Source organism: Fodinicurvata sediminis DSM 21159 (assembly GCF_000420625.1).
Classification (GTDB): domain Bacteria; phylum Pseudomonadota; class Alphaproteobacteria; order Kiloniellales; family DSM-21159; genus Fodinicurvata; species Fodinicurvata sediminis.
The window spans coordinates 80,446-102,648 of record NZ_ATVH01000020.1; the positions used below are offsets into that span (position 1 = coordinate 80,446).

The 22,203-nt window shown below is 64.3% G+C and carries 20 protein-coding genes and 1 tRNA gene; 8 read left to right on the top strand and 13 right to left on the bottom strand.

Annotation, left to right across the window (positions count from 1 at the left end; genetic code table 11):
* The 5 genes from G502_RS0117455 to G502_RS21075 form a co-directional block, all read right to left on the bottom strand.
* On the bottom strand, positions 1 to 864 hold the full coding sequence (locus G502_RS0117455; protein WP_022729972.1) for a S49 family peptidase: 864 nt from the start codon (positions 862 to 864) through the stop codon (positions 1 to 3).
* Positions 865 to 1,815: a histone deacetylase family protein gene (locus G502_RS0117460; protein ID WP_281170033.1), complete on the bottom strand. Its 951-nt coding sequence runs from the start codon at positions 1,813 to 1,815 to the stop codon at positions 865 to 867. It abuts the gene before it with no gap.
* A gap of 77 nt (positions 1,816 to 1,892) precedes the next feature.
* The gene (locus G502_RS22150; RefSeq protein ID WP_022729974.1) at positions 1,893 to 2,825 is read right to left on the bottom strand and encodes a nitrilase-related carbon-nitrogen hydrolase; all 933 of its coding nucleotides are present in this window, start codon (positions 2,823 to 2,825) and stop codon (positions 1,893 to 1,895) included.
* Between the two features lie 44 nt (positions 2,826 to 2,869).
* Positions 2,870 to 3,661: a tRNA1(Val) (adenine(37)-N6)-methyltransferase gene (locus G502_RS0117470; protein WP_245560792.1), complete on the bottom strand. Its 792-nt coding sequence runs from the start codon at positions 3,659 to 3,661 to the stop codon at positions 2,870 to 2,872.
* A gap of 10 nt (positions 3,662 to 3,671) precedes the next feature.
* Positions 3,672 to 3,926 carry a putative signal transducing protein gene (locus G502_RS21075; protein ID WP_022729976.1) on the bottom strand — a complete coding sequence of 85 codons (255 nt, stop codon included), beginning with the start codon at positions 3,924 to 3,926 and terminating at the stop codon, positions 3,672 to 3,674.
* A 224-nt stretch (positions 3,927 to 4,150) separates the two neighbouring features.
* Here G502_RS21075 and G502_RS0117480 point away from each other — a divergent pair, with 224 nt between their 5' ends.
* Positions 4,151 to 5,176: a polyprenyl synthetase family protein gene (locus G502_RS0117480; protein ID WP_022729977.1), complete on the top strand. Its 1,026-nt coding sequence runs from the start codon at positions 4,151 to 4,153 to the stop codon at positions 5,174 to 5,176.
* Positions 5,177 to 5,237: 61 nt separating this feature from the next.
* Here the strand turns inward: G502_RS0117480 and G502_RS0117485 are convergent.
* The 8 genes from G502_RS0117485 to G502_RS21085 form a co-directional block, all read right to left on the bottom strand.
* Positions 5,238 to 5,314, bottom strand: a tRNA-Pro gene (locus tag G502_RS0117485).
* Between the two features lie 97 nt (positions 5,315 to 5,411).
* The gene (locus tag G502_RS21080; RefSeq protein ID WP_022729978.1) at positions 5,412 to 6,212 is read right to left on the bottom strand and encodes a DUF6969 family protein; all 801 of its coding nucleotides are present in this window, start codon (positions 6,210 to 6,212) and stop codon (positions 5,412 to 5,414) included.
* Between the two features lie 70 nt (positions 6,213 to 6,282).
* Positions 6,283 to 6,711: a universal stress protein gene (locus tag G502_RS0117495; RefSeq protein WP_022729979.1), complete on the bottom strand. Its 429-nt coding sequence runs from the start codon at positions 6,709 to 6,711 to the stop codon at positions 6,283 to 6,285.
* 50 nt (positions 6,712 to 6,761) lie between these two features.
* Positions 6,762 to 9,560 carry a TRAP transporter permease gene (locus G502_RS0117500; RefSeq protein ID WP_022729980.1) on the bottom strand — a complete coding sequence of 933 codons (2,799 nt, stop codon included), beginning with the start codon at positions 9,558 to 9,560 and terminating at the stop codon, positions 6,762 to 6,764.
* 124 nt (positions 9,561 to 9,684) lie between these two features.
* Positions 9,685 to 10,671, bottom strand: coding sequence for a TAXI family TRAP transporter solute-binding subunit (locus G502_RS0117505; protein ID WP_022729981.1), 987 nt, complete (start codon positions 10,669 to 10,671; stop codon positions 9,685 to 9,687).
* Positions 10,672 to 11,087: 416 nt separating this feature from the next.
* A complete protein-coding gene (locus G502_RS0117510; protein WP_022729982.1) occupies positions 11,088 to 11,933 on the bottom strand; it encodes a beta-keto acid cleavage family enzyme in 846 nt (281 codons plus the stop codon).
* Positions 11,930 to 13,270: an aspartate aminotransferase family protein gene (locus G502_RS0117515; RefSeq protein WP_022729983.1), complete on the bottom strand. Its 1,341-nt coding sequence runs from the start codon at positions 13,268 to 13,270 to the stop codon at positions 11,930 to 11,932. The genes G502_RS0117510 and G502_RS0117515 overlap by 4 nt, the downstream gene beginning before the upstream one ends.
* 9 nt (positions 13,271 to 13,279) lie before the next feature.
* Positions 13,280 to 14,368, bottom strand: coding sequence for a response regulator (locus tag G502_RS21085; protein WP_211217866.1), 1,089 nt, complete (start codon positions 14,366 to 14,368; stop codon positions 13,280 to 13,282).
* Between the two features lie 225 nt (positions 14,369 to 14,593).
* Between G502_RS21085 and G502_RS0117525 the strand changes: the two genes are divergently transcribed.
* The 7 genes from G502_RS0117525 to pheT all read left to right on the top strand — a co-directional run bounded on the left by G502_RS0117525 (position 14,594) and on the right by pheT (position 22,059).
* A complete protein-coding gene (locus G502_RS0117525) occupies positions 14,594 to 15,595 on the top strand; it encodes a hypothetical protein (protein WP_022729985.1) in 1,002 nt (333 codons plus the stop codon).
* A 176-nt stretch (positions 15,596 to 15,771) separates the two neighbouring features.
* Positions 15,772 to 16,344, top strand: a complete 573-nt coding sequence (locus G502_RS0117530) for a putative pterin-binding protein (RefSeq protein WP_211217867.1) — start codon at positions 15,772 to 15,774, stop codon at positions 16,342 to 16,344.
* Complete coding sequence (locus G502_RS21730) at positions 16,341 to 17,663, top strand: sensor histidine kinase (RefSeq protein ID WP_022729987.1); 1,323 nt, start codon at positions 16,341 to 16,343, stop codon at positions 17,661 to 17,663. Before G502_RS0117530 ends, G502_RS21730 begins: the two co-directional genes overlap by 4 nt.
* Positions 17,664 to 17,837: 174 nt before the next feature.
* On the top strand, positions 17,838 to 18,038 hold the full coding sequence (rpmI, locus tag G502_RS0117540) for a 50S ribosomal protein L35 (protein WP_022729988.1): 201 nt from the start codon (positions 17,838 to 17,840) through the stop codon (positions 18,036 to 18,038).
* Positions 18,039 to 18,053: 15 nt separating this feature from the next.
* Positions 18,054 to 18,422, top strand: a complete 369-nt coding sequence (gene rplT / locus G502_RS0117545; protein ID WP_022729989.1) for a 50S ribosomal protein L20 — start codon at positions 18,054 to 18,056, stop codon at positions 18,420 to 18,422.
* A 132-nt stretch (positions 18,423 to 18,554) separates the two neighbouring features.
* Complete coding sequence (pheS, locus tag G502_RS0117550) at positions 18,555 to 19,628, top strand: phenylalanine--tRNA ligase subunit alpha (protein WP_022729990.1); 1,074 nt, start codon at positions 18,555 to 18,557, stop codon at positions 19,626 to 19,628.
* Between the two features lie 13 nt (positions 19,629 to 19,641).
* Positions 19,642 to 22,059 (top strand): phenylalanine--tRNA ligase subunit beta, encoded by a 2,418-nt coding sequence (pheT, locus tag G502_RS0117555; RefSeq protein ID WP_022729991.1) that lies wholly within the window; start codon positions 19,642 to 19,644, stop codon positions 22,057 to 22,059.
* Positions 22,060 to 22,203: the final 144 nt, after the last annotated feature.

Below are 22,203 nucleotides of genomic sequence, written 5' to 3' on the forward strand. Positions count from 1 at the left end.
TCACAGACCGTAGCGGGCCCAGAGCGCACGGGTTTCCGCGGCGTCCAGAAGGCCGTGGGCAAGTTCGGCGCTGCCCGGAAAGCCTGCCTGCGCCTTCAAGCGGCGGCGCAGCCAGGAATCCTGCTGCTGGAAGCCGCGCAATCGTACCTTCTCCCCGAAGCGCCGGCGCAGTTCACCGCGCGCTTCGGCAATACCGTCCACCAGCCCCAGCTCCACGGCGCGCCGTCCGGTCCAGAAGGCGCCGGTGAAGAGCTCGTCCTCGGATGCCTTGAGGCGCCCCACGCGCTGGCGGCGGACCTCGCCCTTGAAGCTTTCGTGAAGTTCGTCGAGGATCCCCTTCAGGTGCTCCATGTCCTCGTCTTTCCGGGGCTCGAATGGGTCCAGCATGTTCTTGTTGCTGCCGGCGGTCTGGACACGCCGTTCCACGCCGATCTTCTGGATCAGTTCGGTAAAGCCGAAGCCCTGGGAGGCCACGCCGATGGAGCCGACGATGGAGCTTTCGTTGACATAGATCTGTTCGGCGGCGCAGGCCAGCCAGTAGCCGCCCGAGGCGGCCGCATCCTCGACGAAAGCCAGCACGGGCACCTTCTTCTCCTGCGACAGGTCGCGGATGCGCTGGGCGATGAGGGCCGACTGCACGGGCGAACCGCCGGGGGAGTTGATGATCAGCGCCACGGCCTGGAGCCTCTTTAGGGAGAAGGTCTTCTCAAGGGTTGGCGCCAGGCTTTCCAGGGTCATGCCGCTGCGCATGGAGCCCACGGAACCAATCACGCCGCGCAGGCGTATGACCCCGACCAACGGTGGGGGATTCTGGACAGCCTTGATGGGAATGTACTTGCGCAGGTCGTTCGGCAGGAAGGTCATTCAGGCGGCCTCCTCGAAGCCGGTCAGCAGGTTTACTGTATTGATACCGATTTCCTCCACGGCATAGCCCCCTTCCATGATGAAGAGGGTCGGGCGGTTCAGGCCAGCCAGGGCGCGGCCGATCTTGAAGTAGTCGTCGCTTTCAAGCTTGAAGCCGGATATGGGGTCGTCCTTGAAAGTGTCCACCCCCAGCGAGATGACCAGGACATCGGGGCCATAGTCCCGCAACCGCTCCAGGGCTTGGTTGAAGGCGTCCTGCCAGCTGTCGAAGCCACTGCCCCAGGCCAGGGGCCAGTTGGCATTGAAGCCTTCGCCGGCGCCGCGGCCGGTCTCGTCGGCATGGCCCAGGAAAAAGGGAAAGTTCTCGTGCGGGTCGCCATGGACCGAGGCGAAGAAGACATCGGCGCGATCATAGAAGATCGATTGCGTGCCGTTGCCGTGGTGATAGTCCACGTCGAACACGGCCACGCGTTCGGCACCTTGATCGCGCAACGCCTGGGCCGCAATGGCGGCATTGTTGAGAAAGCAATAGCCGCCATAGTAGTTGGCGGCCGCATGGTGACCCGGCGGTCGGCAGAGCGAGAAGACAGCGCGATGGTTCTCGCGGATTAGGCGCACCTGCCCGCTGAGCGCAACATCGGCTGAGCCTTTGACGGCCTGCCAGGTGCCGGCCGTGATCGGCGTGCCGGCATCGAAGGAGTAGTAGCTGAGCCGCCCCATGATGGACTGCGGTACGATATCCCTGAGCCCGCGCACAGACCAGGCCAGTGGCAGGGCGTCATGACTGCGTCCGTCAGCCGACCAGTCGGTCCAGGCGTTCTGCAGGAAATCCACATAATCACGGTCATGAACGCGGGTCAGCGCTTCCAGCGGCCAATCCTCGGGGGACTCCACGGCGCCCAGGCCGCGCTGTTTCACCTGGTCGAGGACCAGGTCGGCGCGTCGCGGCATCTCGTAGCAGGGCTTCAACTGCCCGTCGACCAACTCGGACTGGCCGTGCTGCAGGCGGTGACTGTCGCTGTAGATCGTCAGAATGGCTCTGTCTCCTCGGATAGCTCGATGTGACGGGCCGACCAGGGGCCGGGCCAGACCTCGGCGCCGCCGCGGCGCAGCGCGCGCAGGCGTTCTATCGGAATATCGACGTTCAGAACAGGGCCTTCGTCCGGAGCGTCGCTGTGCCCGGACAGGGATCCGCCATCCCCATCGCCGCCCAGTACAGGCTCGCAGGGCAGGAAGAGCGCGGCGCCAGCATGATAGCCATCGCGCGGCCGGCCCGTTGCGGCGGCCCCGATCACCCCCACGGCGGCCACGGCCGTCATGGACTCGATGGCGCGTGCCCGAGCGCAGTGGAAGACGCGGTGGTAGCCCGCGGGGCCGCTGGTCTGGGAGGGAACAAGAATCAGATCCGGCTGCAGAGCTGAGACCTGGCCGGCCAGGTCGGGCAGCTCGCAATCCAGGCAGATCAGGATGACAATGCGCAGGCCCTTCCAGTGAATCAGCTTCAATGTCCGGCCGGGGGACAGCTGCCAGTCATCGGGATCCTGTTCCGCCGGTGTCAGGCAGAGCTTGTCCTGGCCAATCCGGCGCCCGTTTGGCAGGCAGAGCCAGGCCCGGTTGACGAAGGGAATTTCGCCCTGTGCGGCCTGAGGGTCCTTGACCGGCATGCTGCCGGCCAGCAGCGCGATGTCATGTTCCTGCGCCAGTGTGCCGGCGATCTGGACGGCGGTTTCGGCCTGCGCGGCCATCCATGCGATCTCGCTGCTGGCCGGCAGGTCGCTCGGTGCAAAGGACAGCCATTGCTCGCAGGCATACTCGGGCAGGACCAGCAGTTCCACCTTCTCGGCCCGGGCCTGTCGGATTCGGGCTTCGAGCTGTGCGCGCCATGCGTCGAGAGAGGCAAGAGGGTGCGCCAGATTCACGATCCAGAGGGCGGCGCGCAGGCTATCGGGCGTGTTGGACATGCAGGCGACTCATCGTTCGTGTGCCGAATTTAACCAGAGACACTTCAATCCAGGCAGAGGGACTGGGCCTTGCGCAGGATCGCATCGGCTTCAGGCGTGAAGTGCTGTCCCGCACCATGGAGTTCAAGACCGGGCAGCAGCCGGGTGGGGGCACCGCTGTCCTTGCGTGCGCGCAGCAGCACGCGCCGGGCGGCCTGCCCCTGGCGTGGCCAGAGGGGAAAGACGGCGATGTCCCCTGCCCGGAGGTGCAGGGCGGCCAGCAGCTCGTGCAACCTGTCGGCGCGGTGGATCACGCTCAAATGTCCGCCAGGGCGCAAGTAATGGAGAGCTGCGCACAGCCAGTCCTGAAGGCTGCCTTCGCTTTCCTGGTTGGCCAGACTCTTGCCGGCTGTAGGCGAGGGTGTGGCCTGGCCATCGGCCAGATAAGGAGGGTTGGTCATTACCAGGTCGAAGCGTCCATGATTGGCGGAAACGCGCTCCAGTCCGTTCCGGCAGGTCGCCGCGAACCGTTCCCGGACGTCGTTCCGGGCCGAATTCTCTCGAGCCAGCTCGGCCAGTTCGGGCTGGAGCTCCCAGCCGGTCACATGGCAGCCCGGCACGCGGGCCAGCAGACAGAGAGCTGCCGCGCCGGCACCGCAGCCCAAGTCCAGGACCGTCTGGCCGTCCCGTGCAGGTGTTGCCGCGGCCAGGAAGACAGGGTCAATGGCCACACGGTAGCCGTTCAACGGCTGGCGCAGATGGACCCGTCCGTCCAGCAGAAGATTGTCCGTGGTCTGCCCGATCGATGGCTTCTGGCCGTCGGGGGAAGTGGCCTGCGGTACTGACATCGCGGTCATTCGGACAAGCCTATTCCTGGGAAGAGCTGTCTTCGAGCGTTGTCGGCTCTTCCCCCATGGGGGCCGCATCAGCTTCAGCCAATAGGGTGCAGGCCTGCTCGAAATCGTCATCAATCACCATCAGGCGCCGGGTGATGGCCACGATCGAGCCTTCGAGTACCGAGGCGTGATTGTCGAAGGTGACCGCCTCGATGCCGGCATCGGCAAGATAGGCCTGCACCCAGGACAGGCGAACCAGATCATTGGTACGTAGCAGTTCGCGCACACAGCACCTCTCAATTCGGTCACGCCGGGCGCGTGACTTTGTAGCAACCCCGGGACTTCCGGTTCCGCTTGACCGAGACTCGTCACGGCCTATTGTGCGGAGCCGAAGGGCCTGTGGTCCGGACCCTGGATACACTGCGCGATCCTGCAGGCCAGCGCAACAACGGGCCACTACATCCACGGGTTAGCGCATCCACGGGTCAGCGCAAGCATGGGAGATGGCGAATGGCCGGCATGGCCGATCCGAATCAGATCCAGCAGGACAGCAAGAAGGCAGGACTGGACGCCCTGCTGGACCTGCTGGGTGACGACATGACGCGCGTCAACGAGATCATCCTGGAGAACATGCAGTCTCCGGTCAGCCTGATTCCGCAGTTGGCCGGCCACATCATCGCGGCCGGCGGCAAGCGCCTGCGCCCTCTTCTGGTGCTTGCTTCGGCGCGTCTTTGCGGGGCCGAGGGCGAGCGCCAGATGGCCCTGGCAGCCTGTGTGGAATTCATTCACACCGCCACGCTGCTGCATGACGATGTGGTGGACGAAAGCGACCTGCGCCGAGGCCAGGCTTCCGCCAAAGCGGTCTGGGGCAACCAGGCCTCGGTCCTGGTGGGTGATTTCCTGTTCAGCCGTTCCTTCCAGCTGATGGTGGCGGATGGCTCGCTCAAGGTCCTCAAGCTGCTGTCGGACACGGCCGCCACCCTGGCCGAGGGCGAAGTGCACCAGTTGATGACCGCCAACGACACCGAGACGAACGAAGAGGCCTACCTTGAGGTGGTGCGCGCCAAGACGGCGTCGCTCTTCGCCGCCTCCTGCCAGGTGGGTGCCCAGGTGGCCGAACGGCCCGATGCGGAAGAAGAGGCGCTGCGCCGTTTCGGCGGCGCGCTGGGCATGGCCTTCCAGCTGGTGGACGACATCCTGGACTATACGGCCGAAGTGGACCCCAAGCTGGGCAAGTCCGTGGGCGACGATTTCCGCGAGGGCAAGATCACCCTGCCCGTCATCCTGGCGTTCGAGCGCGGGGACGAGACGGAGAAGGCCTTCTGGCGCCGCTGCCTGGAGGAGCAGGACATCCGCGATGGTGACCTGGAGCAGGCCTTGCAGCTGCTGGTGCGTCACAACGCCCTGGAGGATGCCAAGACACGGGCCTTCGCCTATGCCGGGGAGGCGCGCGCCGCAATGGAGATTTTTCCCGAGAGCGAAATCCGGAGCGCCCTTCTGGAAAGCGTCGATTTCTGTGTGGAGCGGCTTTATTGAGCCAAGGGTGCAGAAACAAAAAAGTCTGCCGCAAGCGGCAGACTTTTCGTCCTGGATTTACTGGTCGGGGAGAGAGGATTTGAACCTCCGGCCCCCACGTCCCGAACGTGGTGCTCTACCAGGCTGAGCTACTCCCCGGATGCGCGCGGGTTATAGCCCTTCGTTGCGTGCGATGCAATGGACAACCTGCAGAGTTTTCACCAGATGCCGTCGCCGTAGATGCTGTCATTGTGACTCAGTCTTCCGTGGCGTGGGTGCCTGCTGTGAAATCCTGCTGGCTTCGGGAATTTTCCATCAGGCCATAGAGGCTTTCCAGCTGCCGCTCGACATCGATATCCAGCCAGGAGGTGATTTCCAGGCGGCGGTCCTCCAGGACGTTTTCCGAGGGACGGCTGCTCTGCCAGCGTGCGAGTTGGCGATCGCGTTCGCGTACCAGGGCACAGATCTGGGGGCGGAAAAATCGCAGCATGGCCGTGATCCAACGGTTTGTCGGCCAGGACGGCTGGGCATGGCCGATGGCAAATCGGTCCAGCATTCGGTTGACCTCGTGGGCGCGATAGAGCGTTTCTCCCGTCACCCAGCGGTTCACGGTGAAGAGGGCCCGCGCGCGGCCGTGGCCATCCATCGAGATTGCGATCAGGTGACAGGGACCGTCCTGGCCGACCTCCAGCAGGTGACCGGGGGCCGCCGGTGCCGGCCGGATGCCGCGCGGCATGCCTTCGGGGCCCAGGAAGGTGTGGAAATGGCCGTGTTCCCCCGGCGGCCGGCGATCCGGCGCATGGGCATGGTAGTAGTATTGGGCGTGGGTTTCCTTGTCCTCGACGCCGCCGGCGGGATAGCTGTCCCATTCATAGAAGGCGCCCTGGTTGCGCAGGACCTCGGAGACCACGTTGTCGCCGGTGCGTGCAAGCACAGCTTCTACCGTGCGGATCTCTTCTCCGGCTTCGCACAGGTCGGACAGTTCCTGTAGCGACAGAGCCTGGAGTTCAGCCTCTGCTGCGGTAGGGGGATGTTCCTGCGGGCGCGGCGACTTCATAGGCCAAGTGATACCCTGCCAGAAGGGGTTTGACGAGGGGGGCTTGAAGCGTGTCGATGAAGCGAGGGAATCAGTCCCGCACCACCAGGACCGAACAGTCGGCGTGGCGGACGACGCGGGCTGCGTTGGGTCCCAGCAGGTAATCCTCAAGGCCCGGCCGCGTGGAAGCCATGACGATCAGGTCACAGTTTGTCTGCTTCGCATAGTGCAGGATTTCCTTGTAGATCGTGCCGTGAGCCAGGATGTGCTGAACCTTGATGCCTTCGGGAACGTGTTCCTTCACGAAGGCATGCAGGGCCTGGTTGCCCTTTTCGAGCGCCTGCTTCTCGTAGTCCTTGGGAAAGAAGCTGCCCACCATGCTGAGCCCGAAGTCGGGAAGTACGCTGATGACATGCAGCGTCGATCCGAAGGCCTGTGCATACTCGACAGTCGTTTCCAGGGCTTTCTTGTGCGTGTCGGGATCGTCCAGATCCACAGCCAGGAGTATGTCACTGTACATGACGGTTTCTTCCGTTCACTAGGATTGCCGGTTCGATCATGGCCCGGGCCTCAGGTCTGTGCCTGGGCGGTCTGTCCGCTTTCCCGCGGACGGCGTCTGCGCTGCAGGTACCAGACTCCGCCGACCAGAAGGAGCGCGGGGACCAGCATGATTTCCCCTGGCGGGCGATCCGGATTGGGCAGCAGGACAGAGGTGACGGTGAAGCCGAAGCCGATGTTGAAGTCACTGGCCTCGCTGCCCTGGGTCACGCGGTCGATGCGCACTTGGTCGCCTGCGGTGGAGACATGGAGGCCGGTGTTTGCCGACAGCCGTTCCTCGGGGCTTTCTCCAGGCTCGCCCAGGTTCAGCATGATGGTCTTGGTGACCTCGTCGCCCATGTCGCTCAGCCCCTCGACCTCCATGCGCAGGTATCGGTTGGGCGGGGAGTTTTCGACGATCTCCATGAGCTGCGCCGGCGGTTGCGGCAGATAGGCTTCGGTGAACTGGTCCAGGAACAGCCCGGGGCGGAAGATCATCAGGGCCGCCAGCAACAAGGCGGCGCTTTCCCATATACGGCTCTTTGTGACGAAGAAGCCCTGAGTCGCGGCAGCGAAGATCAGCATGGCCAGCTGGGCCGTAACAGCCACCACGACCACATGGGTGATACTGTCGACCCCGATCAACAGAAGCTGCGTGTTGAAGATAAAGATGAACGGCAGGATGACCGTGCGCAGGCTGTAGTAGAAAGCCTGGAAACCGGTCTTGATCGGGTCACCGCGCGATATGGCCGCTGCCGCGAAAGAAGCCAGCCCAACCGGTGGCGTGACGTCCGCCATGATGCCGAAATAGAAAACGAAGAGGTGCACGGCGATGAGCGGCACGACCAGGCCGTTCTGAGGACCCAACTCGACAATCACCGGCGCCATGATGGTGGCGACCACGATGTAGTTGGCCGTAGTCGGCAGGCCCATGCCAAGGACGAGGCAGAGCACGGCGGTGAGGATCAGCATGATCATCAGGTTGCCGCCGGAGATGTTTTCCACAACACCAGCCAGGACCTGGCTCAACCCCGTCTGGGCCACCACACCGACGATGATGCCGGCGGTGGCCGTGGCGACGGCAATGCCAACCATGTTACGGGCTCCGGCAATGAAGCCGGCGACCAGGTCCTCGACGCCCGCCCAGGCGGCCCGTCCGACACTGCCGGCCTGGCGGAAGACGGCCAGGATGGGGCGCTGGGTCAGCAGGATGAAGATCATGAAGGCCACGGCATAGAAGGCCGAGAGCCCCGGCGAGAGCCGCTCGATCATCAGGCACCAGATCAGGATCACCACCGGTAGCAGGAAGTAGAGGCCGGACTTGACCGTGGGGCCTGCCTCGGGAAGTTGCAGGATCGGCGCATTGGGGTCATCCATGTGCAGTTCCGGCACCCGTGACGCCTGCCAGAGCAGCGCCAGGTAGGCGGCAAGCACCAGCAGCAGGATGACGATCAGCGAGGCTTCGCCCGCCACCACCTTGATCCAGCCGATGCCGTAGTAGACCAGTCCGGAGAGGATGATCAGGCTGGTGACGGTGATGCCCACCCGCAGCAGCGTGCCCATCAGCGTGGTTGGATTGCGTTTCGGCAGGCCTTGAAGGCCCATCTTCAGGGCCTCGAGATGGACGATGTAGAGCAGCGCCACATAGGTGATGACGGCCGGCAGAAAGGCATGCTTGATGATCTGGATGTAGGGGATGCCCACGTACTCGATCATCAGGAAGGCGGCCGCGCCCATGACCGGCGGCATGATCTGGCCGTTCACGGAACTGGAGACCTCGATTGCGCCCGCCTGTTCGGGCCTGTAGCCAACCCGCTTCATCAGGGGAATGGTGAAGGTGCCTGTGGTCACGGTGTTGGCGATGGAGGATCCGGAGATGATGCCGGTCATCCCCGAGGAGACCACGGCCGCCTTGGCGGGTCCGCCCCGCATGTGACCCAGGAAGGCGAAGGCAACCTGGATGAAGTAGTTGCCGGCCCCGGCCTTGTCGAGCATCGAGCCAAAGAGCACGAAGAGGAACACGAAACTGGTGGAAACCCCCAGCGCAATGCCGAACACGCCTTCCTGTGTCAGCCATTGCTGGGAGGCCATGCGACTGAAGGAGGCGCCCCCGTGGGCGATCATGTCCGGCATGTAGGGTCCGGCGAAGGCATAGACCAGGAAGACCGCCGCGATGCTCGTCAGCGCCGGCCCCAGGGAGCGGCGCGAGGCCTCGAGCAGCAGGATCATGCCGATTCCTGAGACCACGAGGTCCGCCAGGATCGGTGCGCCCGGGCGCTGGGTCAGCTGCTCGTAGAAGACGAAGAGATAGAGAACACTGGCCACCGCCAGCAGCGCCAACAGCCAGTCCATCAGGGGAATGCGGCTGAGCGGGGCCGGACGAAAGGACGCCAGGCAGACAAGCAGGGCGGTCAGGCCGGTCGCTGCGAATATGACGGCGCGTGCACCGTCACCGCCCAGAAACGCCATGGCCGCGTAAACGAGCGTGACCAGGCCGCCGATACCGAAAATGCTGCTGAAGATAGGGTAGCCACGCGCCGTGCTGATCATGCCCGGGAAGGACAGGAAGGCCAGGAAAATGGCGAAGGCCAGATGGATGGAGCGGGCCTGCGTGGAGTTGAAGAGGCCGAAGCCGACAATGAAGGGCAGGGGCGAGGCGATCCAGACCTGGAAGGCCGACCAGAGAAAGGCCACCGTGAGGATGAGGCGCTTGGGAAAGCCTTCGGGCACGCGGGCGCCGGTTTCAACCTTGGCGACCAGATCCTGTGCCGCGTCCGGGGAATTTGCCGTGCTCTGGGAAGCTTGCGTTCCGCCCGTGTCGCTGTTCGTCATGCCGTGCCCCGAATGTCTTCATTCCTTGACCCACCCGACTGCCTGACCAGGCCGGCATGGGGATGAATGAAAAACGGAAAAAGAACCGGAGACGCGGCAGGCGTCTCCGGTTCCAGATCAAAGCTTACTCTTCGAGGAGGCCTTCTTCCTCGAAGTACTTCTTGGCACCGTCATGCATTGGTGCGGAACTGCCGTCGTTGGCCATGGCGCTTGCGTCCAGGACTTCGAAAGCCGGGTGCAGGCCCTTGAAGGTGTCCAGGTTGTCGAAGACAGCCTTGGTCACCTGATAGACGGCATCCTCGGGCACGTCGGCAGAAGTCACCAGCGTGGCGCCGACACCGAAGGTGTTCACGTCTTCCTCGTTGTTGTACATGCCGGCCGGAATGGTGGCGTTGAAGTAGTAGGGATATTCCTCGACCACCTGGTCGATGATTTCGCCTTCCACCGGCACCAGGACAGCGTCGCAGGTGGCGATCGGTTCCTCGATGGAACCGCTGGGGTGGCCGACGGAGAAGACGAAGGCGTCATAGTTGTTGTCGCAGAGCGCCTGCGCCTGTTCGCGGGACGGCAGTTCCGAGGCCTGCTCGAAGTCGTCCTGCGTCCAGCCGTGCTCTTCCATCAGCAGGTCCATGATGTTGCGCTGGCCGGAGCCCGGATTGCCGATGTTGACGCGCTTGCCCTTCAGGTCCTCGAAGCTCTCGATTCCGGCATCCGGACGGGCCACGACGGTGAAGGGCTCCGGATGCAGCGAGAAGACAGAACGCAGGTTCTCGTCAGGACCGGCGTCCTCCATGGCGCCCTCGCCGTTATAGGCAAAGTACTGCACGTCGGACTGGGCCACACCGAAATCCAGTTCGCCCTCGCGGATGGCGTTCACATTGAATACCGAGCCGCCGGTGCTTTCCGCAGAACAGCGGATGCCGTGTTCGGAGCGGCCCTGGTTGACCAGGCGGCAGATCGCGCCGCCGGCCGGATAGTAGACGCCGGTGACACCGCCGGTGCCGACGGTGATGAAGCGCTGGTCCTGAGCCTCTGCGTCAGGGGTTGTCAGGCCTCCGTAGGCACCGGCCGCAAGCGCGGCAACGGCAGCTGTGAGTGCGATTTTCTTCATTTCCGTATCCTTCTTTACTGCTGAATCCTGATATCGGAGAGCCCGTGATACAGTCGGCCGTGGTCAGGCCGACGCCTGCCGGCAGCAGGCTGTCCGCGATGGGCCGGAAGGAATGCGAAGTGTTTCGCCAAGCAACCGCATGACAGCGGCGCTCCCGGATCGCGTCTGGATAGCGGTTTTCCACCTATGGTCATGGCTTCTGCCGGCGTTTCCCAAGGCTCACCTGTTCTCTATCGTTGTTCGGCGGCATCTTCTGCGCCGCCTTTCAAGGTAAAATTAAACACCTTTTTTGCTCCGGCGCTACCCCCAAATGCAGCACGCATGCCCGCTGGGGCAAAGGCGTCCGGATGGCTGGAATCTGCAATCTAAAGGAGAGGTTGTAAACAGTCGTCCTGGTTCGGCGCGCTTCCGAGCCTTCAGCTTTCCTGCGGCCCGGCCAGCATTTTCCGTGCCATGGCGGCGTCAGCCAGCGGGCGGCCCATGGCCTCTGCAGCCTCGGCGGCTGCACGCACCAGGGCTGCGTTGTCGGGGGCGGTCTCGCCGTGTGGCAGACGCATGTTGTTCTCGAACCCGATACGCGCATGCCCGCCCAGGGCGGCGGCAGCTCCGGCACAGGCACATTCCCGCGGTCCAAACGCGCAGACGGCCCAGCGGAAGCCCTTGCTGTTGGCCTGGACAAAGGGCAGCAGATCCAGGGGGTGCGACGTCATGTCCTTGCTGTAGCGCCCCAGTACGAAAAGTACGAAAGGATGGCGAGAAGGAATGAGGCCACGTTCGGCCAGGTCGTTGAAGCGCAGGACATCCTCGGCGTCGTAGAGAATAAACTGCGGCAGGATCCCGGCCTCGTCCATCCAGGACAGGAAGGCGGCGGCCTCGTCTTCTGCGTCGGCATCCGGGATGAGTTCACGCACGGCCAGGCTGACAGCCTCGGGTTCCACGGCGCGCACGCAGTCCATCTGCTGCTGGCGGTCATAGATGCCAACGGCCTCGGTGGTGATCTGCAGGATCATGTCCTGGCCAACTGCTTCGCGTACCGCAGCTGCGGCTTCGCGATAGCGCCCGGGATCCAGGCTGTGCCGTTCATCGGCGTCGCGCACATGCAGGTGCAGCAGGCTGGCACCCGCCGCGCAACTGGCGCGGGCCGTTTCGGCAAGCTCCTCGGGGGTGATGGGCAGTTTCGGGTGATCTTCCTTGGTCTTGCGTGCACCGTTGGGGGCAACGGCCAGGATCAGCGGTTCCCAGGCGTCCTGTGTCTGGCTCATGCGCCCGCTCCGATCTCTTTCAGCGCGTCCTGGATGGCGGCCTCCAGGCGGTCCTGGATTTCCTGGACCTGCTGCGCGCCGATGATGAAGGGTGGCGCCAGCAGGATGTGGTCGCCGTCCTGGCCGTTCCTGGTGCCGCCGTTGGGATAGCACATCAGCCCGTGCTCCATGGCCTTGGCCTTGATGCGGGCAAAGAGCTTGTGGGCCGGAGCGAAAGGCTGCTTCGTCGCGCGATCCTGGACCAACTCTATGCCGAGGAAGAGCCCACGTCCCCGTATATCGCCGATATGGGGATGGTTGCCGAAACGCGCCTCGAGCCCCTGGCGCAGCTTCGCGCCCTGTGTCTGCACGTTCTCCAGCAGGCCCTCGCGTTCGATGGTGCGCTGGACTTCCAGGGCGCCGGCACAGGCGGTGGCATGGCCGATGTAGGTGAAGCCGTGCTGAAAGGCGCCGCTGCCGCCGACAATGGTGTCGTGGATCCTGTCCGACAGAAGGCAGGCGCCGATGGGTTGGTAGCCCGCGCCCAGGCCCTTGGCACAGGTCAGCAGGTCGGGCGCCACCCCGTCTTCCTCGCAGGCGAAGAGGCAGCCGGTGCGGCCCATGCCGCTCATGATCTCGTCCAGGATCAACAGGATGCCGTGACGATCACAGACCTCGCGAATCTTCCTGAAATAGCCGGGTACAGGTTCGACGGCGCCCAGGGTCGCGCCGACCACCGTTTCGGCCACGAAGGCGATCACGGTCTCGGGGCCCAGTTCGCGGATCTTCGCGTCCAGCTCGTCGGCCAGGCGCTGGGCATAGGCCTCCTCGCTCTCCTCGGCCGGCTGTTCGCGATAGGGATAGCAGGGCGAAACATGGTTGGCCGGCAGGAGGATGGGTTCATAGACCGCGCGGCGCCCGGGATTGCCGCCGATGGAAAGCGCACCCAGGGTGTTGCCGTGATAACTCTGCCGCCGGGCGATGAAATGCCGGCGTTGCGGCTCGCCCTTCTCGTAAAAATACTGCCGTGCCAGCTTCATGGCCGTCTCATTGGCTTCCGAGCCGCCGGAGACGAAATAGACCTTGTTGAGGTCGCCGGGCGCGCGGGCTGTCAGATGCGCGGCCAGGTCTTCGGAGGGCTGATTGGCGAAGAACCCGGTGTGTGCGTAGGGCAGTTGGTCCAGCTGGGCCTTGATGGCCTCGACCACGGCCTTGTGGCTGTGGCCCAGGCAGGACACGGCCGCGCCGCCCGAAGCGTCCAGGTAGCGCTTGTTGTTGCTGTCGATCAGGTAGGGGCCGTCCCCGGCCACGGCGAGGGGCAGGGGCTGGCTTGGCTGGCGGTGCAGTATGGCTGTCATGAGGAGAGCTTAGGCCGCCGGCGTTCCACCATCAAGTGCACCTTGGGGTAGCGTGGCCAGGGCCGTCAGCACCAGCGCGATCAGGTCGGCCTGTCGATTCGTGCCTGTCTTGTCGAAAAGATTGCGCAAATGGAAGGCCACCGTGGTCTGGGAGACGCCCAGATCACCGGCGATCTGGTCGGTGCGCCGGCCATGTGCCAGGGCGCGGGCGACCTCGCTTTCCGTGGGGGTCAGCTCGAAGAGTTCGGACAGGACGCTGCCGGGCAGTTCCGGCCGTCGTTCGGGATCGGAGAGGAAGATCACGGCCAACGGATCGTCGCATCCTTCCCCGGCGACAGCGGGCAGCGCACAGGCAATGAGCAGCAGGTCGCGCCGGCCAGAGGGACGCGGCACCGACAGGCTGGCGACCAGTTCCCGGCCCTGGCGCGCGGCCGAGCGACAGGATTCGAGCTGTTTGCGCAGCTGGCGATTCAGGTGCGCCGATCCGGTCTGCAGCTCCGGCGTGATTCGCAAGCCGTCATTCGCCTCGTGCAGGGCGCGTGCCGCCTGGTTGGTGAAAAGCCGCCCCTCGGCGCCGATCAGAACCACGCCGAAGGCCAGCAGGTCGAGAATCCGGTGCAACCCACTGTGGTCTCCGGCGTTGGCCTTGGCCAGGGCAGCGCGAAGTGAGTCCAGTTCCTGCCCAAGCTTGCTGTTGATTCGCTGGACCTGCTGCAGGCGGGCCTCGATGCTGGCCAGCAGCAGGTCATAGTCGATGGGCTTCACCAGGTAGTCGTCGGCCCCTGCACGCTTGCCGCTGATAATCTCGTCGCGCTGATTCAGGGCGGTCAGGAAGACGAACGGGACATCGGCCAGGTCAGGGCGTTTGCTGCGCAGGTGGGCCAGCAGTTCATAGCCGTCGAGCTGGGGCATGGAGATATCGCAGAGGATCAGGTCGGGCCGCCGATTCTCCAGGGTGGCCAGGGCCTCGACTCCGTCTTCGGCGCCGATGGCGCGATAGCCGGCTGTGTGCAGCTCGTCGAGGATATCCTGACGCAGGTAGGGCTCATCCTCGATGCAGAGGATGGTGCCTCGCATCCCGGCCTGTTCCGTTTTCATCCCCATTGGTCCTCCCTGAACCTTTCCCGGCTTGAACCTTTCCCGGCCTGAACCGCTCCCGGGGGTCTTCCCAAACTATGGGGTATCTCTTTCGGGGTAGAGTTAGTCCGCAAAGTGCCTTCCAGGCAAGTCCCGCCTGCATGTTCCCCTTTAAACGAACGGGGACGCGTCTCTTTATAGTGCGTAGGATTCTCTTTTCCGAATCATGGGGGAAGAGAGGATACCATGTGGGATTTCTCGGTTGGCCGGGCGCTTGGCCTGATGGGCCAGACCTTGCCATTCCTGTTGCTGCGCATTGCCGTCTATTTCGGCGTTGCGGTGGCCTATGTGCTGATGACGGGGGTCGGCGCCGGAGTCGGATGGGGCATCGGCGGCTTCGGCGATGCCGGTTTCCAGGCCGGCGCGACCTTCTGGGGCGGCCTGATCGGCTTTGGCATCGTCGGTGCCGTGATGTACTTCCTGCGTGAATACATCCTGTACATCGTGAAGGCCGGTCACATTGCCGTTCTGGTCAAGCTGCTGGACGGCGAGAAAATGCCGGAAGGCCGCTCGCAGATCGCCTATGCCCGCGAGGAGGTTACCAACCGTTTCGCCCAGGCCAGCGTGCTGTTCGGCGTGGACCAGTTGGTAAAGGGCGTACTGCGGGCGATCACGGGGCTGGTCCGCGGGATCGTGACCATCCTGCCGATTCCCGGGGCTCAGCAGCTGGTCAGCATTCTGAAGGCTTTCCTGAAGATTGCCGTGGGATTCATAGACGAAGTAATTCTGGCCTATGCGATTCGCACCGGTTCGACCAATGCCTGGGGCTCGGCGCGCACCGGGCTAGTGCTCTATGCCCAGAACTACAAGCCCATGTTGAAGAACGCGGCCTGGCTGGCGTTGATCGTCTACGGCCTGTCCTTTGTCATCTTCCTCCTGATGCTGGCTCCGGCGGCCCTGGCCGTCTACCTGATTCCTGGCGCCTGGTCGGCGGGGGGGATCGTCTTCGCCCTCCTTTTTGCCTGGAGCGTGAAGGCCGCCATTCTGGAGCCCTTTGCGATTACCTGCATGATGGAGGTCTACTTCCGCACGATCGAGGATCAGACGCCGGATCCGGCCTGGGAGTCCAAGCTGGAACAGCTGTCAGGCAAGTTCGGCAAGCTGAAGGAAAAGGCCCGCGCCTATGGCGCCTCGACGGGCGATGCCGGGGACGGGGGCCTGGCACAAGCCAATCAGGGCGCCTCGTGAGGCCTTTCGCCGGGCGGAGCCAGGTGCTCCGCCCGGCGGCGGCGCACTTTCTCATTCCATAGATGGCTCCTGTCCCAGCTGGATCTTCAAGCGGCCGGCAGGCGTGGACAGGCCTGCCGGATTCTGCTGTTCTGAACGGAAGATATCAATAATCCGTCAGATAGCGGGAGGAAGGCATGTCGTCTGTTCGCATAAGGAAACTGCGCGCGGTGAAGGAAACCGAAAGGGGCCGGTTCCATGCCCTGGCATTTTTTCCGACCGTGGTTTTGACGATGATGCTGGCGATGGGGGCTGTGTCTGCTGGTGCTTCTGAACTGCCCAGTCCCACGGGAGAGGTCCTGCTGACCGTGACCGGCAACATCGGGCAGACGAATGACGGTGACAGGGCGCTTTTCGACAGGGAGATGCTGGAGACCCTGCCGTCGCAGACGCTGGAGACCCGCACCGTGGTGACCGACGGTGTGAAAACCTTCGACGGAGTCCTGATGCGCGACCTGCTGGCATGGGTAGAGGCCGAGGGCGAGACCGTCACGGCCAGCGCGCTGAACGACTATGTCATCGAGATTCCCATGGAGGATTTCCACGACTTCGACGTTGTGGCGGCAACGCACATGGACGGCGAACGTCTCTCGCCACGCGACAAGGGCCCCTTGTGGATCGTCTATCCACGCGACGATCACGAGGAACTGCAGGATATCCGCTATGACTACCGTTGGGTCTGGCAGCTGATTCAGCTCGAGATCGAATGAAGCGGCGCCATGACGTCATAGCCTATGCTGTCTCGGGCATCGCCATCCTGGCCTTTGCCGTTGTCCTGGTCTTCGCGCTCTGGCGGCTGCTGGAAACCGAAAGCGAGATGCGCCGCAACGAGGGCGACAACATGCTCTGGGCCATCTCGCAGGCGCAGACGGCCACCCTGCTGCTGGATGCCACGCTGGCACGGCGGGCCGGCGGCCTGGAAGAGGGCAGCGAGGTCGAACGCCGTTACAACGTGTTGCTCAGCCGATTGAACCTGCTCTCCCAGGGGCCGCAGGCCCGCTACATGGCGGACCTCGGTTTCGCGGCGCCATTGGCCGAGGATGCGCGTGCGCTGCGCAGTCTGGAGGATGTCATCCTGGAGAAGGCGGGCCTGCTCGAGGCGCCGGCGACGGAGGTCCATTTCGTTCTGGACGAACTGGAGCGGGATCTGGGACGTGCCGCAAACGAGTCCATGGTCGCTCACTGGGACCGGACCGGTGCGCGCCTGGACCGGCAACGCGAAGCCATCCTGCAGGTGATCGTCTCCATCCTGGCCATCCTGGCGCTTGGCGTTTTCCTGTCCGTCACCATGCTGCGCGCGCTGGCCCAGAGGGAGCACATGCGGCGGACCCTGGTCCGGGAACAGGAGGTGGCCGAGATCTACCGCAGTTTCGTGGCTCTGGTGTCCCATCAGTTCCGCACGCCCCTGGCGGTGATCGACTCCTCGATGCAGCGCCTGCAGCGCCAGGGAGACGGCCTGTCGCGCGAGGATATCCAGGAGCGGGCCCGGCGGACCCGAACGGAAGTCCAGGGTCTGGCGCGCCTGGTGGACACGACGCTGGATGCCATACGCCTCGAGGGCGGGGGCATCTCCGTGGAGGCACACGACTGTGAAATTGCCCAGTTGCTGGAGCGCGTGCGGGAGCGGCAACTGGCTGTCACGCCCGAGCGCAGCATCACGCTGTCCATTGCCGACGAGGTGCCGCCCTACATCCGTACCGACCCGCTACTTGTGGAGCAGATCCTGGGCAACCTGCTGTCCAACGCGCTCAAGTATTCCCCGGAGAGCGAGAGCGTGTCCTTGAATGTGCGTGCAGAGGGACACCGCATTCTCTTCTCGGTGGTCGATAGCGGGATCGGCATCCCGCAGGACGAGCAGAACAGGCTGTTCAGCCGCTTCTTCCGCGCCACCTCGGCGGCGGGCACACGGGGGGCCGGCATCGGCCTGAGCATTTCACACCAGCTGGCCGGCGTGCTGGGCGGGGAATTGAGCTTCGAGAGCCACAGCGGTCTTGGCTCGAGCTTTACCCTGGCCCTTCCAAATTCCTGAGAACTGCCAAATTCCTGACGGCCACCCGTCACCCGGTCGTGAATTCCAGGCCGGCCTTGTCATGCTGCCTCGTGCCCGTTATAACCCGCCTCTCGACGCACGGCGGTGCGGCCAACAGGCATGCCCAGCCGCCGCTATTTTGCTGTCCGAACAGCGACCAGACCAGAGGACAAAATGCCGAAACTGAAGACAAAGAGCAGCGCGAAGAAGCGCTTCAAGCTGACAGCCACCGGCAAGGTGCGCGTCGGCTCCGCTTTCATGAGCCACAACATGCGCAAACGGCCGCAGAAGATGAAGCGTAATGCGCGCGGGACGAAGCTGCTGAGCAGCACGGACGCCCGCATCGTCAAGCGCTATTACATGCCAAACGACTGACGGGAGAGCCGAGCCATGTCACGTATCAAACGCGGTACCACCGCACACGCCCGTCACAAGAAGATCCTGAAGCAGGCCAAAGGCTACCGCGGCCGCAGGAACAACGTCTATCGCGCCGCCGTTCAGCAGGTCGAGAAGTCCCTGCAGTACGCTTATCGCGATCGCCGTGTCCGCAAGCGCAATTTCCGCTCGCTTTGGATCCAGCGCATCAACGCCGGCGCCCGCGAGCACGGCCTGACCTATTCGCAGTTCATGAATGGCATGCGGAAGGCCGGGATCGAGCTGGACCGCAAGGTGCTGGCCGATATTGCCGTGCGCGAGCCGGAGGCTTTCAAGTCCCTGGCCGAGCAGGCACAGAGCGCACTGAACCAGGCCCAGGCCTGAACGCCTCCTGAATCCGGGCGGCTGCGGCCCCGCAAGGCCGCCCGGCATCGGCCCTCCGCTGTCACCGCTGTTGCGGGGCGTCTTTCCGCGCGTGAGAGCCCCATTGACCTGAAGACTGCGACAGACGTGCCGATGCAAGACCTGGAACAGCTCAAGCAACAACTGCTGGACGAGGCCGCCGAGGCGGCCGACCTGGACAGCCTGGAAGCTCTGCGTGTGCGCGCGCTTGGCAAGAAGGGTGAGATCACCCAGCGCATGAAGACGCTGGGCCAGCTTTCGCCCGACGAACGCCGCGAGGCGGGCCAGGCGCTGAACCAGGTGAAGGATGCCCTGGCCGACGCCATCGAGACACGCCGCGATGCGTTGGAGGCGACGGCCCTGGAGGCGCGCCTGCAGGCCGAGCGCATCGATGTCTCGCTGCCCGTGCGTCCCGAACGCAGCGGGCACATCCACCCCATCAGCCGCACCATCGACGAACTGATCGCCATCTTCGGCGAGATGGGGTTCTCGGTGGCCGAGGGGCCGCATATCGAAGATGCCTTCCACAACTTCTCGGCGCTGAACATTCCCGAGTGGCACCCGGCGCGTCAGGACATGGATACCTTCTACCTGAAGGCCGAGCCCGAGGACGCGGAACGTCCGGTGCTGCGCACCCACACCTCGCCGGTTCAGATCCGCCACATGCTCTCGGGCCAGCCGCCGGTGCGCATCATCGCACCGGGGCGCACCTTCCGCGCCGATCACGATGCCACCCACAGTCCCATGTTCCACCAGGTCGAGGGGCTTGTGGTGGACGAGACCACGCACATGGGGCACTTGAAGGGCACGCTGATCGAGTTCTGCCGCGCCTTCTTCGGCGTGGAGGACCTGCCGGTGCGCTTCCGGCCCAGCTATTTCCCCTTTACGGAACCTTCCGCCGAGGTGGACATCGGCTGCTCGCACGAGGGCGGCCAGCTGGTCATCGGCCCGGGCAAGGACTGGCTGGAGATCCTGGGCTGCGGCATGGTGCACCCCAAGGTCCTGGAGAACTGCGGCATCGATTCCACGCGCTATCAGGGCTTTGCCTTCGGCATGGGGATCGAGCGTATCGCCATGCTGAAGTACGGCATCCCCGATCTGCGCACCTTCTATGAGTCCGACCTGCGCTGGCTCAGGCATCACGGCTTCCTGCCGCTGGATGTGCCGTCCATGGTGCGCGGGTTGTAAGGGGGCATAAGCGATGAAATTTACCTTCAACTGGCTGAAGGATCACCTGGAGACTACGGCGCGCCTGGAAGAGATCGTCGAGCGCCTGTCCATGCTGGGCCTGGAGGTCGAGGACGTAACGGACAGGGGCAAGCAGCTGGCGCCCTTCACCGTGGCGCATGTCATCGAGGCGGCCCCGCATCCCGATGCCGATCGGCTGAAGGTCTGTCGTGTGGCCACGGGCGAAGGCGAGGCCCAGGTGGTTTGTGGCGCGCCCAACGCACACACGGGCATGTACGGCGTCTTCGCCGCGCCGGGCAGTTACATTCCCGGCACCGATCTGGATCTGAAGCCCGGCGTGATCCGTGGGGTCGAGTCCCGGGGCATGCTGGTGTCCGAGCGCGAACTGGGCATTTCCGACGAGCACGAGGGCATCATCGAACTGAATCCCGAGGATTTCGGTGGTGAACTGAATGTGGGGCAGGCCTTTGCCCCTTTGGCCGGGCTGGACGATGCGGTGATCGAGATCGCCATCACGCCCAACCGTGGCGACTGCCTGGGCGTGCGTGGCATTGCCCGCGACCTGGCAGCTGCTGGCCTGGGCACCCTGAAGCCGCTGAAGGCCGAGCCGGTGCAGGGCAGTTTCGAGAGCCCGCGCACCTGGAAGCGCGACCTGCCGGCCGATGACCAGGGGGCCTGTCCCTACGTGGCTGGCCGCAGCTTCCGAGGCGTGAAGAACGGTCCCGCGCCCAAGTGGCTGCAGGACCGCCTGCGCGCCATCGGCCTGCGTCCCATTTCGGCCCTGGTGGACATCACCAATTATGTCACCTTCGACCTGGGGCGGCCGCTGCACGTTTTCGACGCCGGCAAGCTGTCGGGCGATCCCACCATGCGCCTTGCGCGCAAGGGCGAGAGCCTGGAAGCGCTGGACGAGAACAGCTACGCGCTGGACGAAGACACATTGGTGATCGCCGACGACAACGGCCCCCAGGCCATCGGCGGCGTCATGGGCGGCGAGGAGACGGGCTGCCAGGAGGACACCACCGAGGTTTTCCTGGAAGTCGCCCTGTTCGATCCGATCCGCATCGCCTTCACGGGCCGGCGCCTCGGCATCCATTCCGATGCCCGCTATCGCTTTGAACGCGGTGTCGATCCGGAGAGCGCGCACTGGGGCGTCGAGGTTGCCACGCGCATGATTTTGGATCTCTGCGGCGGCGAGGCCAGTGAAGCGGTTTCCGCCGGAACCCTACCTGAGGCACGTCCGGTGGCGGACCTGCGGGCCAGCCGGGTCGCAAGCCTGGGCGGTGTCGAGATTCCCGCCGCAGAGCAGCAGAGCCTGCTGGAGAAGCTGGGATTCGAGGTCGAGATGAAGGGCGAGACCCTGTCCTGCACCGTACCGAGCTGGCGCCCGGACATCGAGGGCGAGGCCTGTCTGGTGGAGGAGGTGCTGCGCCTGCACGGCTACGAGGCCCTGCCGCTGACTCCGCCGAAACGGGACGAGAGCCTGCCGCGTGATGTGCTGACCGTGAAGCAGAAACGCTTTTCGGCCGTGCGCCAGGCATTGGCCTGGCGCGGCCTGGAGGAGGCCGTCACCTTCTCGTTCATTGCCGAGCGGCAAGCACGACTCTTCGGCTGGCAGGACGAGGCCTTGCGGGTGGACAACCCCATCTCCAGCGACCTGGACGTCATGCGTCCCTCGATCCTGCCGACCCTGCTGGATGCGGCTTCACGCAACGCGGCGCGCGGCTATCCCGATGGCGCTTTCTTCGAGATCGGTCCGCAGTATGCCGGCACGGCCCCGGAGGAGCAGATCGACCTGGCGGCCACCCTGCGCAGCGGACGGGCTGTTACGCGGCACTGGCTGGCCGAAAGCCGCGCGGTGGATGCCTTCGATGCCAAGGCCGATGCGCTCAAGGCACTCGAGGCGGCCGGTGCACCGGTGGACAGCCTGCAGGTCACGGCGGATGCGCCGGCCTGGTACCATCCGGGGCGTTCAGGACAGCTGTGCCTGGGTCCCAAGGTGCTGGCCAGCTTCGGCGAACTGCACCCACGGGTGCTCAAGGCCTTCGACCTGAAGGATAGAGCGGTGGCCTGTGAGGTCTATGTGGAAAGCATTCCCGAACCCAAGGCCAAGGCAAGCAAGGCACGGCCTGCTCTGGAACTTTCAGCTTATCAGCCCGTGGAGCGGGACTTCGCCTTCCTGATGGATGCGGACGTGCCTGCGGAGAAGGCGATCCGGGCGGCCAGGGGCGCAGACAAGAAGCTGGTCACCGGCGTCGAGGTCTTCGATGTCTACAGCGGCAAGGGCGTGCCCGAGGGCCAGAAATCGCTGGCACTCTGCGTCATCCTGCAGCCGCGGGACAAGACCCTGACCGACGAGGACCTGGACGCGGTCAGCGCGAAGATCATCGCCCAGGTGGAAAAGGCAACGGGCGGCAGCCTGCGCGGATGAGGGCAGGCGGCGCAAGGAGCTGCCGCCCCGTCCTCCTGTCCTGATTCAGCAAACCTCAACAAGGTTTTGATTTTCCTGCACAAGGTCTGATATATAGGAAGAATGCCAGACCTGCAGGTGTCTGCAGGCTGCTGGCCAAAAGCA

Bases quoted from the DNA above. Each gene is read 5' to 3' on its own strand.
- G502_RS0117455 (WP_022729972.1), bottom strand. From the start codon at position 864: ATGACCTTCCTGCCGAACGACCTGCGCAAGTACATTCCCATCAAGGCT.
- G502_RS0117460 (WP_281170033.1), bottom strand. From the start codon at position 1,815: ATGCCGCGACGCGCCGACCTGGTCCTCGACCAGGTGAAACAGCGCGGC.
- G502_RS22150 (WP_022729974.1), bottom strand. From the start codon at position 2,825: ATGTCCAACACGCCCGATAGCCTGCGCGCCGCCCTCTGGATCGTGAAT.
- G502_RS0117470 (WP_245560792.1), bottom strand. From the start codon at position 3,661: ATGACCGCGATGTCAGTACCGCAGGCCACTTCCCCCGACGGCCAGAAG.
- G502_RS0117480 (WP_022729977.1), top strand. From the start codon at position 4,151: ATGGCCGGCATGGCCGATCCGAATCAGATCCAGCAGGACAGCAAGAAG.
- G502_RS21080 (WP_022729978.1), bottom strand. From the start codon at position 6,212: ATGAAGTCGCCGCGCCCGCAGGAACATCCCCCTACCGCAGCAGAGGCT.
- G502_RS0117495 (WP_022729979.1), bottom strand. From the start codon at position 6,711: ATGTACAGTGACATACTCCTGGCTGTGGATCTGGACGATCCCGACACG.
- G502_RS0117500 (WP_022729980.1), bottom strand. From the start codon at position 9,560: ATGACGAACAGCGACACGGGCGGAACGCAAGCTTCCCAGAGCACGGCA.
- G502_RS0117505 (WP_022729981.1), bottom strand. From the start codon at position 10,671: ATGAAGAAAATCGCACTCACAGCTGCCGTTGCCGCGCTTGCGGCCGGT.
- G502_RS0117510 (WP_022729982.1), bottom strand. From the start codon at position 11,933: ATGAGCCAGACACAGGACGCCTGGGAACCGCTGATCCTGGCCGTTGCC.
- G502_RS0117515 (WP_022729983.1), bottom strand. From the start codon at position 13,270: ATGACAGCCATACTGCACCGCCAGCCAAGCCAGCCCCTGCCCCTCGCC.
- G502_RS21085 (WP_211217866.1), bottom strand. From the start codon at position 14,368: ATGAAAACGGAACAGGCCGGGATGCGAGGCACCATCCTCTGCATCGAG.
- G502_RS0117525 (WP_022729985.1), top strand. From the start codon at position 14,594: ATGTGGGATTTCTCGGTTGGCCGGGCGCTTGGCCTGATGGGCCAGACC.
- G502_RS0117530 (WP_211217867.1), top strand. From the start codon at position 15,772: ATGTCGTCTGTTCGCATAAGGAAACTGCGCGCGGTGAAGGAAACCGAA.
- G502_RS21730 (WP_022729987.1), top strand. From the start codon at position 16,341: ATGAAGCGGCGCCATGACGTCATAGCCTATGCTGTCTCGGGCATCGCC.
- rpmI (WP_022729988.1), top strand. From the start codon at position 17,838: ATGCCGAAACTGAAGACAAAGAGCAGCGCGAAGAAGCGCTTCAAGCTG.
- rplT (WP_022729989.1), top strand. From the start codon at position 18,054: ATGTCACGTATCAAACGCGGTACCACCGCACACGCCCGTCACAAGAAG.
- pheS (WP_022729990.1), top strand. From the start codon at position 18,555: ATGCAAGACCTGGAACAGCTCAAGCAACAACTGCTGGACGAGGCCGCC.
- pheT (WP_022729991.1), top strand. From the start codon at position 19,642: ATGAAATTTACCTTCAACTGGCTGAAGGATCACCTGGAGACTACGGCG.